The organism is Corynebacterium sp., from assembly GCF_043426755.1.
Classification (GTDB): Bacteria; Actinomycetota; Actinomycetes; order Mycobacteriales; family Mycobacteriaceae; genus Corynebacterium.
Genome location: NZ_JBHWRP010000086.1, coordinates 22974 through 36509 on the forward strand (window position 1 = coordinate 22974; position 13536 = coordinate 36509).

The following is a 13536-nucleotide window of genomic DNA, read 5'->3' on the forward strand; positions in this document are numbered from 1 at the left end:
ATTAGGGCGCATGGCGAAAAAGAATCGTAAGAAGAAGGACCAGCTGCCTGAGGGCATGAGCCGCCGTCAGGCAAAGCTGGCCGCACGCGCCGCTGAGCGCGAAGCCCTGCAGAAAGACCCACGCCCCTACAAGGGACTAGCTGCCGAAGCAGACTTGGTTGCCCTGCAGGAATTCGTTCCTTCCGCGGAGGCGAAGCTAGAGGTGAAGGGCACCCCGGTCACGATCGCGACCGTCCTACCTGGCGCTGGTGCCGCGATGGTGCGTAGCGACGATGAAGGTGGCGAGCGCCTCGTCGCCCTGCAGGCACAGAAGCGTTCCCACAACCCGGGCCGCGACCTAGCCTACGCTCTGAACTGGGTGCTGGAAGCAGCCAGCGGCGACTCTTTGGAGTCTGCCGTTGCAGACGGCAGCCAGCCCGCGATCACCGACCTGATCGCTGCCGACGCCACGCTGGACATCACCGAGCACGACGATTTCAACTGGTGGTTCAGCAACGCTAGTGGCGCACCACTAGAGATTCAGCAGGCCTTGCAGCGCGCTAATGAGGCAATCATCCCTTCGCGCCAGGTGGCCAAGGATCTGCCCGGTTCCATCTGGTGGGTTAACCCCGGTGGCGGCAAGGCGCACATTCGTTGGGTCCGCACCGAGGACAACGAAAACCAGATGCTTAATGCGTTGGCACGTATCGCGGCGCGCGAGGAATTGAACCTCGGCGAGGGCTCCAAGTTCGCCGGTGCTTTCCGCACGCACGGTTTGGTGGTGCCAGTGTTCGACCTTGATCCTGAGAAGGATGCTGATTCCTACGACGATGCGCTTGCGGCTCTGGATAAAGCGATCACCACCGAGTATGACAATGATGTGCAGCTCAACTCCGACGAGCGTAAGCAGCTGGACAACATCAAGTCCCGCCAGGTGACCATCTAGTTAGTGCGTTATGTAGCGAAGGTTCACTTTTAGCACGATTTAATTCGTCGTATGTTTCCTTTTCACACCCCGGAATTTAACCGTTAGGACACTTGGGATCCTTAGGGTTCCATGTCATGTCCAGTATGATTCCCGCCGTAACCGAGGCGCCACAGGTTAACGAGGAATACGCGCAGACTCATAAGAAGAAGCGCTCCTCGATTGACTGGCGTCAGGTCGCACTTGCTGCATTGTTGGTAGGGCCAAACTTGGTCCTGCTGTTGATCTTTACCTATCGTCCCCTGATCGATAACATCAGGCTGTCTTTTTACCATTGGAATATTTCTTCCTACAACCAAACATTCGTTGGGTTCGATAACTACATCGAGTGGTTCACTTCCGACGACACTGCACGAGTGGTGTTTAACACCGTCGTGTTCACCTTCTTCGCGGTGGTGGGTTCCATGGTCATCGGCTTGGCGCTTGCGCTCCTGCTTGACCAGAAGCTTTTCGGTCGTGGGGCAGCGCGCGCCATCGTGTTCGCGCCCTACGTCATCTCGGGCGCCGCTATTGGTGTGGCCTTTCAGTTTGTGTTCGACCCACGCTACGGCCTGATCCAGTACTTCCTGAACCTCCTTGGCCTCGACGTGCCAAACTTCTACCAGGACTCCAACTGGGCACTGTTCATGATCACGGTGACCTACATCTGGAAGAACGTCGGCTACGTCTTCGTCATTTACTTGGCCGCCCTGCAGGGCCGTCGCGATGACTTGGACGAAGCCGCAGAAATCGACGGCACCTCGGCAACGAGGCGCTTCTTCCGCGTGTTGATGCCTCAGCTGCGTGGCACCACCTTCTTCCTGTCCATCACGGTGCTGCTGAACTCTTTCCAAGTCTTCGACATCATCAACGCGATGACCAAGGGTGGCCCGTACGAGTACGGCACCTCCACCATGGTGTTCCAGGTGTACCAAGAGACCTTCGTTAACGGTCGTGCAGGCTACGGTGCCGCGGTTGCGACCATCATGTTCCTGGTGGTTCTGGTGATTACCGCCATCCAGGTCCGAGCACAGGAGAAGGGGAACGACTAATGACTGCTCCAGAACGCTTTCTTCCACCAGTACCTGGCTCCCAGGGCCACGGTGAACCGGTCATTACCGAAAAGCAGCGCCACCGCAAGGGTGCAGGCGTTGATAACTCGTCGACAGCCGGCAAGATCATCGGCTACATCGCCCTGATCCTGACCATCCTGGTCATCCTGGTGCCGCTGTACTTCATCGTGATTACCTCGCTGAAGTCATACGAAGATGTCTACGCCGACCCGATCACGTGGTGGCCGAACCCAATCGAATTTTCCAACTACACCCGCGTCCTCCAGGTGTCTGGTTTCCTCGACTACCTGCGTAACTCGGTGATCATCACCTCCATCCTGACCATCGTGGAGGTAGCACTGGGCGTACTCAGCGCCTACGGTTTCGCGTTCCTGCGTTTCCCAGGCCGCAACCTGCTCTTCCTCGCAGTGATCGCGACCTTGATGGTCCCGAACCAGATCACCATCATTTCCAACTATGCGCTGATCGCTGAGATGGGCCTGCGCAACACCTATATGGGTGTGATCCTGCCGCTGGCCGCCGTCGCCTTCGGCACCTACTTGATGCGTAACCACTTCCTCAGCCTGCCGAAGGAAATCATGGAAGCCGCGGCAATGGACGGTGCAGGATTCTTCACCACGCTGTTCAAGGTAGTCCTGCCCATGTCCTGGCCAACGCTTTCTGCGTTTATTCTCATCACCGTGGTGGGCGAGTGGAACCAGTACCTGTGGCCATTCCTGATCACTGACACTGCGGCCACCGCGCCGCTGCCAGTTGGTCTGACGCGACTGCAAGACCAAGAAGGCCTTACCAACTGGGGCCCGGTGATGGCAGGCACGGTGCTCACCACGCTGCCAATGCTCGTGGTCTTCCTCATCCTGCAAAAGAACATGATCAAGGGCCTGACCGCCGGTGCGGTGAAGGGATAAGGCGCCCACGCGCCAAACACCGGGGAGACCCGGGCCCACTACTCAACCCCTCTTAAATTTCTGACCCGATCTAAAAGGAGATCATCATGAACCCGTTGAATATCAACCTGTCTCGTCGTGCAGCCCTCGGCCTTGGTGCTGTCACCGCTTCCTCCCTCGCTCTGACCGCCTGCGCCGGCACCGGCGGTGGTGGCGGTAACGGCGGTGGGGGCAATGGTGGCGGTGGCCAAGATTCCGGTGGCCCACTGCAGTTCTGGTCCAACCACCCAGGTTCCTCCCAGGACATGGAGCGCGAGATTATCGACGAGTGGAACGCTGCAAACCCGGACATCCAGGTCGAACTGGTCACCGGTGGCTCCAACTACGAAGAGTTGGGACAGAAGTTCAACGCTGCACTGTCTGGTGGCCAGCTGCCTGACATTATCGTTGCGTCCGACGTGACCTGGTTCAACTTCGCGCTGAATGGCCAGACCACCAACCTGGACGAGTGCTGGGACAAGGCCGGCGTGGACAAGGATTCCTTCGTGACCACCCTGGTGGAGGACTACGCCTACGACGGCAAGCACTTCGGTGTCCCATACTGCCGCTCTACCTGCCTGATGTACTGGAACACTGAGATGCTGGAGGAAGCCGGCCTGCCATCCGACCGCGGTCCAGAGACCTGGGAAGAGTTCGCAGAGTGGGCACCACAGCTCAAGGAAATCACTGGCGACAACCCAGTCGTGGTTGTTCCTGACGGCTCCAACTACCTGGACTGGTACTTCCAGGGCATGGTGTGGGCATTCGGTGGCGCATACTCCCAGGAGTGGGAGCCAACCTTCACCGCGCCAGAGACCATCGAGGCTGGCGAGTTCCTGAAGGAGCAGGTGGAGCTGGGCCACATCGAGATCTCGACTGACCCAACCGTTGCATTCGGCAACGGCAACTCCGCAGCACTGCTGCAGTCCACCGGTTCCCTGGGTGGCCTGACGGAGACCGCGTCTATCGAATTCATCACCACCTACCTGCCTGGCCCTGGCCCATCCTGCCCAACCGGCGGCGCTGGCGTGGCCATCCCGTCCGGTATTGCTGACGAGCGCAAGGTCAACGCCCTGAAGTTCATCGACTTCCTCACCAACACCGAGAACACCATTAAGTTCTCCCAGGCAACCGGCTACATGCCAGTGCGCCAGGACGCTGTTGAGCACCCAGATGAGGTGGCCTACCTGGAGGAGAACCCGAACGCGAAGACCGCGATCGAGCAGCTGAACGAAAATACCCAGCCACAGGACTACGCCCGCGTGTTCGTCCCAGGCGGCGGCGCACGTATCGGCGGCGTCCTCGACGAGATCACCCTGCAGGGCAAGGACGTCACTGAGGCCTTCACCCAGCTGGGCGAGGAGACCCAAAAGGTCATCGACCGCGACATTGAGCCACTGCTGTAATCGTCGTTAAGTATAACCCACTGAAAGGAGGAAGCTTTCATGGCGACTGTTGAATTCCGCCAGGCTTCCCGAATTTATGATCCGGCCCGCCCCCCAGCTGTGAGCCGAGTCAACTTGGACATCGCCGATGGCGAATTCTTAGTGCTCGTCGGACCGTCCGGCTGCGGCAAGTCCACCACCCTGCGCATGCTCGCGGGTTTGGAGCCAGTTGATGAAGGCCAGATCTTCATCGATGATGAGGACGTGACCGAGCTGCGCGCCCGCGACCGTGACGTTGCCATGGTGTTCCAGTCCTACGCGCTCTACCCAAACATGACCGCGCGGCAGAACATGTCCTTCGCACTAGAGAACCAGAAGGTAGACCAGGCGACTATCGACGAGCGCGTGGCTTTCGCCACCAGGATGCTCGAGCTGGAAGATCTCATCGACAAGAAGCCATCGGCGATGTCCGGTGGTCAGCGCCAGCGTGTGGCCATGGGGCGTGCGATCGTGCGCCAGCCGAAGGTATTCCTCATGGATGAGCCACTGTCCAACTTGGACGCGAAGCTTCGCGTGTCTACTCGCGCGCAGATTGCAGCTTTACAGCGTGAGCTGGGCACGACCACGGTATACGTCACCCACGACCAGACCGAGGCCATGACCTTGGGCGACCGGGTTTGCGTGCTGAAGAACGGCATCCTCCAGCAAGTGGATGCCCCCGGCGTACTCTACGAGAACCCGGGCAACACCTTCGTGGCAACCTTCATCGGCTCTCCAGCAATGACTCTGCTGGACGGCGTGACCGTCAGAGATGGTCGCGCAGTGCTTGGTGAGGGTCACAAGATGGACCTGGGAATGACTCCTGAGCAGGCCTCCAAGGTCGTCGCCAACAAGGTCATTCTGGGTGTGCGCCCAGAAAACTGGGAGATCGTCTCCATCGGCGGAGATGCTCCAGCAGGGGAGCCGACGGTACCGCTCGAGGTGGCCATTGTGGAGCACCTCGGTGGCGAGCAGTTCGCTTACTGCTCCCCAATCATGACTGCGAACTCCCCAGTGTCCGTTCGCGGCGAGCGCGTCACGGTCCGTGCGCCGAAGGGCACCCTGGATCAGGGCGACATCATCCACGTCCGCCCGGTCCCTGGTGGTTGTGTCTTCTTCGACCCGCAGACGGAAATCAACCTGAACTACCTCTAGTACTACGCTTTACGACGATCACCCGCCTCCGTGGAACTGTCACGGGGCCGGGTGATCGTCGTTTCTGGTCGGTCGAGAGAACTTTGAAAATGCGGCCAATGTGCAGGGAAAAGTGAATCTCGAAAATCCGACTAGTGCTGCTACTGAACCGATCAAACACTAAAGACGAGCAGGCACCATGTTGCAGGCCGCCGGCTCTTGTCGAGTGCGCTTGGGAGCGCTTTCCCGCTAGCGTGGCGTAGCCGAGGGGCTTCTAAAATCGGAATCTCGGCAAGTGAGCTTCGCTCTTCCCAAATATGGCGCTATTTTTCCCGTTAATAGTCCGAAATTCCCCGATATTGAACTGAATTTCCTAGAAAAACAGCCGTGTTTTGTTAATTCTGGGCAGAAATTGACTCCATAGAGAAAGCGCTTCCAAGAGTTTCCTCAGACTTCACCTGAAAAACATCGCTGCTTAATCTTCGTTAGCGAGTATCAAATGGAAGCGCGTTCATGAGAGATAGGTCGTAGCGCGTTTGTCTGTAAATGCTTTCCGAGTCCCCGGCAAGACTTCACTTCTGAAAGGTTACCCATGAAGCGTCGTTCGTTTCTTAAATCCTCCGCTGTCGCACTAACAGCGGTTCTTGTATCTTCAACTTTCGTTGCCTGCGGTGATAGTTCCGAAAACTCTGCCGATGGTGGCAATGGACCATTGGTGATCTACTCCAACTCAGTTTCGGACGGCCGTGGAGAATGGCTCTCCGAAAAGGCGAAAGAAGCTGGTTTTGAACTTGAATTTGTAGACCTTGGTGGTGGAGATATTCAAGACCGATTGGTTGCAGAGCAAGCCAACCCGATTGCAGATGTTGTCTTTGGTTTGAACAACGTATTTTTCGAGAACATCAAGTCCGAGGGTGTTCTGGAACCATATACTCCTGCATGGTCGGACAAGGTCGATTCCGGCATCGGTGATGACGAGCAATACTGGCCGATCGTTCGTGAGCCGATCATGCTCGTCTATAACACTGAAACCTATACCGAAGCAGAGGCCCCTAAGGATTGGCCAGATCTGTGGGAGAATGCAGAATTTCACGGTCGTTACGAGACGCCTAGCAGTCTGGGCGGCGCAACAACCCAGATGGTTCTTTCTGGAATTTTATCCCGCTACCTCGATGAATCCGGTGACTTAGGAGTGTCCGAGGAGGGCTGGCAAGCTGTAGAAAGCTATTTCGAGAATGGCAACCCGGCCATTGACGGCACTGATCTGTACGCCCGCATGGCAAACGGTGATGTGGACGCAGGACAGATGTGGCTTGCTGGTAAGGCATCTCGTGAGGCCGAGTACGGACTGGAAACGAATGCTGCCCACCCAGAAGTTGGTGTTCCCATGGCAACCCAACACGTTGCGAAGGTAAAGGGCAGTGAGAATCCTAAGGCTGAAGAGTTCATTGATTGGTTCGGATCCGCAGAAGTGCAGGCTGAATGGTCGAATGAATTCTTCACGGCACCGACGAACAAGGATGCGCTGGACTCTGCCGATCAAGATGCTGTAGCGCAGACTGATTCCTTTGAGGCACAGGACATCGATTGGGAAACGGTAGCCGCCAACCTTTCCGAATGGATCGAAAAGATCGAGCTTCAGTACATGTAATCCGACGAAGAGACATCCCGTAGTCAACGCTGCGGGACGTTCTTCGTTTTGGACCTAATGATTGGATAACAATGATTACTTTTGAGCATGTCAAGGTTGCCTACGGCGACTTCGTTGCGCTTCCTGATTTTGACCTCCACATAAATGAAGGAGAGTTCTTTACTTTCCTTGGGCCGTCAGGGTGTGGTAAATCCACAGCGCTGCGCACCCTTGCAGGGTTTAGCTCACCTTCGTCAGGCAAAATCCACGTTGACGGAAAAGACGTAACGTTTGCTCATTCGTCGAAACGAGGGATCGGCATGGTCTTTCAAAACTATGCCCTCTTCCCCTCGATGAATGTCCGGGACAACATTGAATTCGGATTGAAGACAGCTAAGGTTCCCGCCGATGAGATCTCGCAACGAGTGGCTGATGCTGCTAAGCATGTAGATCTGACGGATGAACAGCTTGACAAACAAATCTCTGAGCTTTCGGGTGGGCAGCAACAGCGTGTAGCTATTGCCCGTGCTTTGGTCATGCAGCCAACTATCCTCCTGCTCGATGAGCCACTCTCGAATCTGGATGCGCGCTTGCGTAAGCAACTTCGTGGTCAGCTGAAGCACCTACAGTCTGATGTCGGCATCACAACGGTATACGTGACCCATGACCAAGAAGAAGCACTATCGCTCTCAGATAGGATCGCCGTGCTGAACAAGGGTGAAATCGAACAGGTCGGTACACCGCAAGAACTCTATGACGAATCAGAGACAGAGTTCGTCTGCACTTTCCTAGGGGAAGTTAATCAAATATCTGATGCTCAAGTTCATGAACTTAATCAGCAGGGAGCTGCATTAGACCCTAAGGCTAACCACTACATCCGTTTGGAAAAACTGAACTTTTCCAAGGCTGAAGAGGTATCTAGCGGGGTCCCGGTACTTCCTGCAACTGTCAAGACGCGCCACTACTTTGGCGATCACTCTACCTATGAGGTGGATTGCCTTGGTTCGCCGCTTCGAATCACAAGTTCCGACAACGATGCTCCACAAGAAGAAGGAGCGCTAATTTATCTGTCTGCAGATCTTCAATGGGTTCGGAGCTTCGACTCAAATGGCCAGCGGATCCACGCTTTCTAGGGAGCTTTAATGAAACTGGACAAACTTTCTATCAAATCGATGTTGAAGTCACCTTTGAACATCGTTGTTCTGCTGGTGATTTCCTACTTCATCATTGCATTCCTTATTTGGCCTAATCTAACTTTGCTGCTTAACGTATTTCGGCCAGATGGCGAGTGGAGCTTCGGAGTTTTTGAGAAGCTTGTTTCGTCTGAACGGGCAATGAAATCGCTTGCGAACTCATTTATCCTCGCGGTGATTCTTTCTGTCACCGTGAACGTAGTGGGAATCTTTATTGTCTTGGTGACCCGGTATTTCGATATTAAGGGTTCCAAAATTCTCTTCGCCGGCTTCGCAACACCACTGCTATACGGTGGAGTGGTTTTGGTGTCTGGCTATAACTTGATTTATGGGCCAAGCGGATTCCTAACGAATGTGATGTCACGTTTCTTTCCTGAGATGGATGTCAATTGGTTCCGTGGCATGCTCGCGGTCGTTCTGGTGATGACTTTTTCGGGAACCGGGAATCACCTTCTCTTCATGACTAATTCGATCTCAAAGATTGATAATCAGACGATAGAAGCGGCTAAGCAAATGGGTGCGTCAACGTGGACAATCCTTATGAAAATCGTGATTCCAGTGTTGAAACCGATGATTTTTGCGATCACGATCCTGACTTTCCTAACCGGCCTTGGCGCCATGAGCGCCCCCTTGATCTTGGGTGGCGAGAATTTCCAAACAATTTCCCCCATGATTTTGACGTTTTCACGAAGCATGGGATCTAGGGATTTGGCAGCTACACTGGCCATTTTCCTCGGTATTGCGACATTAATCTTGCTTGCAATTCTCAACCGAGTTGAAAAGGGTGGGACCTATTTCTCCGTTGCGAAGGTCCCAGTTGCTCTCGAAAAACAGAAAATTGAGAACCCTATCGCCAATGCTGTTGTTCATATCCTGGCATGGCTTCTGTGGGTGGTTTACGTAATTCCGCCAGTGCTCATCATTCTGTTTTCGTTTACCAATGCCTCAGCCATCGCTCGTGGTTCAATCCAATTTAGTGATCTGACTCTTGCCAATTACGCTCGAATTTTCACTGACCCCGATGCGATTGAGCCTTTCGTAGTTTCCATTATCTACTCAGCTGTCGCTTCAATAATTGTGGTTCTGGCAATGCTTTTTGTTGCACGAATAATCCAGCGTTACCGCAATTCCGTGACCGTCTTTATCGAGTATCTTCTTCATATTCCTTGGGTACTTCCAGGGACGATGATTGCTCTAGGTTTGTTGATCACGTTTAGCCAGCCACAGCCCGTTGTACTGGGACAGGTGCTATCAGGGACGGTCATTCTTCTAGCGATTGGCTACATTGTAGAAAAAATTCCTTTCACGTTACGCATGCTTAAGGCGTCCTTCACCGGCGTACCCGCGAATGTGGAGGAAGCTGCTTCGATTCTCGGTGCCAGCGACTTCACTACGTTTAGGAAGATTTTGCTACCAATTGTGCTCCCCGTTGCTGCAGCGATCGGAGCATTGAATTTCAACTCACTTTTGGATAACTACGAGACAGCAGTCTTCTTAGCTCATCCATTCCATCAGCCGCTCGGCATCTTCATCTACAATGCAACGTCTTCGGACACATTGAACGACACGACGGTGCTGACCTTCGTGTACACCGTGCTTCTTATGATCATTTCGGGCATAGTTCTTTATGTCGTTTACGGGGGCAGTTCTGATAGCGCCAAGAAGACTAGGCGGTTCCGTCGGAAGGCCAAGGCAGCGTAATGACTAAGACCGAGATTGGTAAACCTCAGTTTGCCGAAGTTAACCATCGTTTCATCGCAGCTGCTCAGACGAAGCGACCTCTAATCGCGGTCCATCGAGGATCACCTGGAGGCTCGATTGTCGAGAACACGGCATTCGCCATTGAGGCCGCTTTGGCTGAAGGCGCGGATATCGTCGAAATCGATATTATTCGATCCACCGATGGTGAGTTCTTCGTTTTTCACAATGGTTATGAGCGACTTTACTTTGGCCTTGAACGAGATATTCGAGATCTCTCTGCGGCTGAGATTGAAGAACTGCAATACGAAGATTTCGTGCAGAAAGAAGTCCGTCCGTGGGGACTGGAAAAATTGTCGACAGTCCTTGAAGCTTTTCCACATGCGCTCATCAATATCGACCGATCGTGGCCGTATTGGGATACGCTGCTGGATTACCTTGATGGGTTTAATTGCTGTGACAGGGTGATTTTGAAGGCCCCGGCGGAAGCTGCCAACCTAGAGACCTTGGCTAAACACAGCACGCCATATCCATTTATTCCTATCGTCAAGGAGAAAGGCCAGCTAGAGCTAGCGCTCGCGTACAAGAAGGTCAACACTCTAGCGATTGAGGTCTTAGCGACGGAAGTCGGCGAGTATTTTTCGCATAGAGAGGTGATTGCTGACCTACGTTCCAAAGGGTTTCTAGTTCTGCTGAACGCACTGAACCTGCCGGATCGTCAGAACTTGTACCTGGGTTGGGATGATGAAACATCGGTTCTGTCGACTCCTGACCAAGGTTGGGGGAAACTGATTGACCAAGGTGCGGATATTATTCAGACCGACTGGCCTAGCTTATTAAACCGGTACCTAGAGGAACGGTGCCAAGTTGCTGCCGCTGAGGAACAAACAGATTAGAAATGCCGTTCCGAGATTTTGGGTTATGCTGAGTCGGAAAGTATTCGTATGATCTCACGTTAGGCACACTAAATTTCGCATGGATAGCCAAGCACGAACTGCACCCCGGGTCACTATGGATGATGTGGCCCGGGTTGCGGGTGTTTCGCGAGCCACAGTTTCAAGAGTCATGACTGGAAACTCGTCGGTAAGCGAGGAAACAATTGCCAAAGTCAATCGTGCCATCGAAGACTTGGGATACATTCCAAATCCGGCGGCGCGCTCGCTTGCGGGCTACAGAACTAGGGTGCCTACAGTGGGATTGCTGTTACGGGACCCAACGAATAGTTCATATGGCTTCCTATACTCTGAGCTGCAGCGGCAGGCTGAAGAAAATGGCTTCCAATTGGTGGCATCGATTCCAACTGTGAGAGGAAAAACTGTTGACGAACTGGAAGCCTTATCGCGGCTTTTGAGTCTTGGAGTTAACGGAATCTTTTTAGCTACCGGCTCGATAAAACCGTCTGATGTTGAAGGACTGTTGGATAAGGTTCCGATGGTTTCAGTAGGGCGCCCCGAATTTCACGATGAAATATCTGCTGTCGGATATGACGAAGCAAAGCATGGTGAGATAGTTGCGGAGAAAGTCCTAGAATACGGGCATCATCGTGTGGGCGTTGTGCTTGTTAACGAAGATATCTCGGTTCCGGAAAACCGGCGAGGAGTATCGACCATTCGCGCTCTTGAAGCTGCAGGCGTCGAAGTAGTAAAAGTCCTGGTAGAGCCACGTGAAGCTCATATGCTGTCGACCAATCAGATGCTTGAGTTAGCGGAGGCAGATGAGATTGATTGCGCAGTATTTCCTACTGATCTGAGAGCCACGCGATTCCTCCAGGCAGCGCAAATTGCTGGTGTTGATGTCCCAGAAGATGTAAGTGTTGTCGGCTTCGATGGAATTTCACGAGAAAGTCAACATACAGGTTTGGCTACAATAAGGATTCCTGTGGAGGCGGTCGCCGCACGAGCATCGCGGGTAATGGGTGTGCGCATGCAAAACCCCCGTCAGGTGGTTACGCACGAGAATTTCGCAGGCATCTTCGTTTCGGGAAGGACTTTAGGTCCGCCTCGGAGGCGTTGAGCTCGGTGGTGTTAAAGCGAGATTATCGGGGCAGGGGTTCTCGCTTCGGGGCTCGTGTTATTGCCTCATGAAGCCACGGCTGACTCTGACCTCAAGTGGACAATCTTTACGGCGCTGACAGATTCTGCGTTTACGGCAAGTTCATCTGAAAATCACCAGATGTACCTCGTGTTTGCACGTTTAACGCAGAAAGTGTCTCTACGGTAGGCGTTAAGAAACGAGGGAAAGGGGCAGAAGCCATGGCCTCCACATTTTTACAGCGTGTCCGCGACCGCCATGTGCGGCCTGCGGACACGCCGCCAACGCGCGAGCAGACCATGCGCCGCCTCCGCGAAGACATGGCCGTGCTGGATCAGCAGCACGACCAGCTGCGGCAAGCATCAGCGCAGCGGGGCAAATAGTTCCTCTGCGGCGTACTCGTCCCAGATGACGACGTTGCCCACGTAGGTATCCATGAAACCGCCGATCGGCACGGTCTCTGCGTTCACGCCGCGGCTCATCGCCCACGCCATGCGACCCAGGTGCCAGAGGTGGTCACCCTCGCCGACGAGCACCGCACCTGTGCCGCTGAACAGCAGCGATGTCATCCGGATCGGGTTGAGCAGCGTGCCAGGCGATGCGACCTTATCGACGAGCGCCCCGAAGAACTGACGCTGGCGTGCAACGCGGTCAATATCACCTTGGGCGGTAGCGCGGGTACGCACATAGCCCAGCGCGGTGGCGCCATCCATCTTCTGGCAGCCGGGTTGCACATCGAGAGCCGCCAACGGGTCCTGAATGGGCTGGTCCACGCAGATTTCTACCCCGCCGATGGCATCGACAACCCCGGCCAGACCACCCATTCCGATTTCCATGTAATGGTCGATGCGCAGGCCAGTGGCTTGCTCGACGGTTTCGGCCAGCAGCTTCGGGCCGCCATAGGCGAAGGCAGCGTTGATTTTGTCCTCGCCGTAACCTGGAATATTCATCAGTGAGTCGCGGGGGATACTGATCAGGGTGGACTCGCCCATGTTAGGAATGTGCAGCACCATGATGGTGTCGGTGCGGCTGGGGCCTACTTCGCCGCCGGTGCCTAGCCGTTCAATATCGTTTTCGCTCAGGCCCTGGCGGGAGTCCGAGCCGACGAGCAGCCAGTTCGTGCCCGACGTATTGGCGATCGGCTGGTCTGGGAAGGCGTCGACACGCGTGAGCCTGCTATCACCCCACAGAACGAGCACGACAGCCAGCACCAGCACGATGGCAAGCAGGGAACTGCATCCGGAGAAGCAGCCGATGCGGCGCCGCGGCCTGCGTCGGGGACGGGGTGCGCGTGTCGACGAGCGACTGGGCCGCTGGGAGACTTGGAGGGGTACATCGTCGTAAGGCGCACGGCGTGGTTCATAGCTCTGGCGTGGTTCATAGCGCGGGCGCGGCTCCTGGCGTGGTTCGTAGTTTTGGCGCGGCCGCTCCGGCGGTAGTTGCTGTTGGGGCCTCTCTTGCCCGCTTTCCTGTGGGCGCTCCTG

General features: G+C 54.9%; 12 protein-coding genes. 11 read left to right on the plus strand and 1 reads right to left on the minus strand.

Annotated elements, in window-relative coordinates:
• Window positions 1-10 precede the first annotated feature (10 nt).
• From ACHFGA_RS08485 to ACHFGA_RS08535, 11 genes are all read left to right on the plus strand, one after another.
• Window positions 11-925 carry a DUF5926 family protein gene (locus ACHFGA_RS08485; protein WP_394281955.1) on the plus strand — a complete coding sequence of 305 codons (915 nt, stop codon included), beginning with the start codon at window positions 11-13 and terminating at the stop codon, window positions 923-925.
• A 116-nt stretch (window positions 926-1041) separates the two neighbouring features.
• Entirely contained in the window at window positions 1042-1995 is a 954-nt protein-coding gene (locus ACHFGA_RS08490; RefSeq protein WP_394281956.1) for a carbohydrate ABC transporter permease, read from the plus strand.
• On the plus strand, window positions 1995-2924 hold the full coding sequence (locus tag ACHFGA_RS08495; protein ID WP_394281957.1) for a carbohydrate ABC transporter permease: 930 nt from the start codon (window positions 1995-1997) through the stop codon (window positions 2922-2924). The genes ACHFGA_RS08490 and ACHFGA_RS08495 overlap by 1 nt, the downstream gene beginning before the upstream one ends.
• Window positions 2925-3010: 86 nt before the next feature.
• Window positions 3011-4348, plus strand: coding sequence for an ABC transporter substrate-binding protein (locus ACHFGA_RS08500; protein ID WP_394281958.1), 1338 nt, complete (start codon window positions 3011-3013; stop codon window positions 4346-4348).
• A 39-nt stretch (window positions 4349-4387) separates the two neighbouring features.
• Window positions 4388-5521, plus strand: coding sequence for an ABC transporter ATP-binding protein (locus tag ACHFGA_RS08505; protein WP_394281959.1), 1134 nt, complete (start codon window positions 4388-4390; stop codon window positions 5519-5521).
• A 571-nt stretch (window positions 5522-6092) separates the two neighbouring features.
• Window positions 6093-7151, plus strand: a complete 1059-nt coding sequence (locus ACHFGA_RS08510; protein ID WP_394281960.1) for an extracellular solute-binding protein — start codon at window positions 6093-6095, stop codon at window positions 7149-7151.
• A 71-nt stretch (window positions 7152-7222) separates the two neighbouring features.
• A complete protein-coding gene (locus ACHFGA_RS08515; protein WP_394281961.1) occupies window positions 7223-8263 on the plus strand; it encodes an ABC transporter ATP-binding protein in 1041 nt (346 codons plus the stop codon).
• Window positions 8264-8272: 9 nt separating this feature from the next.
• Window positions 8273-10024: an ABC transporter permease gene (locus ACHFGA_RS08520; protein ID WP_394281962.1), complete on the plus strand. Its 1752-nt coding sequence runs from the start codon at window positions 8273-8275 to the stop codon at window positions 10022-10024.
• On the plus strand, window positions 10024-10917 hold the full coding sequence (locus ACHFGA_RS08525; protein ID WP_394281963.1) for a glycerophosphodiester phosphodiesterase family protein: 894 nt from the start codon (window positions 10024-10026) through the stop codon (window positions 10915-10917). The genes ACHFGA_RS08520 and ACHFGA_RS08525 overlap by 1 nt, the downstream gene beginning before the upstream one ends.
• Window positions 10918-10996: 79 nt before the next feature.
• Window positions 10997-12034 (plus strand): LacI family DNA-binding transcriptional regulator, encoded by a 1038-nt coding sequence (locus ACHFGA_RS08530; protein ID WP_394281964.1) that lies wholly within the window; start codon window positions 10997-10999, stop codon window positions 12032-12034.
• Window positions 12035-12273: 239 nt separating this feature from the next.
• Window positions 12274-12435 (plus strand): hypothetical protein, encoded by a 162-nt coding sequence (locus ACHFGA_RS08535; protein ID WP_394281965.1) that lies wholly within the window; start codon window positions 12274-12276, stop codon window positions 12433-12435.
• Here ACHFGA_RS08535 and ACHFGA_RS08540 read toward each other — a convergent pair.
• A partial coding sequence (locus ACHFGA_RS08540) for an LCP family protein (RefSeq protein WP_394281966.1) occupies window positions 12415-13536 on the minus strand: 1122 nt, incomplete at its 5' end. The two genes, ACHFGA_RS08535 and ACHFGA_RS08540, sit on opposite strands and share 21 nt — an antisense overlap.

Coding starts and splice junctions, on each gene's coding strand:
- ACHFGA_RS08490 (WP_394281956.1), top strand. CDS start 1,042: ATGTCCAGTATGATTCCCGCCGTAACCGAGGCGCCACAGGTTAACGAG.
- ACHFGA_RS08505 (WP_394281959.1), top strand. CDS start 4,388: ATGGCGACTGTTGAATTCCGCCAGGCTTCCCGAATTTATGATCCGGCC.
- ACHFGA_RS08535 (WP_394281965.1), top strand. CDS start 12,274: ATGGCCTCCACATTTTTACAGCGTGTCCGCGACCGCCATGTGCGGCCT.
- ACHFGA_RS08485 (WP_394281955.1), top strand. CDS start 11: ATGGCGAAAAAGAATCGTAAGAAGAAGGACCAGCTGCCTGAGGGCATG.
- ACHFGA_RS08525 (WP_394281963.1), top strand. CDS start 10,024: ATGACTAAGACCGAGATTGGTAAACCTCAGTTTGCCGAAGTTAACCAT.
- ACHFGA_RS08515 (WP_394281961.1), top strand. CDS start 7,223: ATGATTACTTTTGAGCATGTCAAGGTTGCCTACGGCGACTTCGTTGCG.
- ACHFGA_RS08510 (WP_394281960.1), top strand. CDS start 6,093: ATGAAGCGTCGTTCGTTTCTTAAATCCTCCGCTGTCGCACTAACAGCG.
- ACHFGA_RS08495 (WP_394281957.1), top strand. CDS start 1,995: ATGACTGCTCCAGAACGCTTTCTTCCACCAGTACCTGGCTCCCAGGGC.
- ACHFGA_RS08520 (WP_394281962.1), top strand. CDS start 8,273: ATGAAACTGGACAAACTTTCTATCAAATCGATGTTGAAGTCACCTTTG.
- ACHFGA_RS08500 (WP_394281958.1), top strand. CDS start 3,011: ATGAACCCGTTGAATATCAACCTGTCTCGTCGTGCAGCCCTCGGCCTT.
- ACHFGA_RS08530 (WP_394281964.1), top strand. CDS start 10,997: ATGGATAGCCAAGCACGAACTGCACCCCGGGTCACTATGGATGATGTG.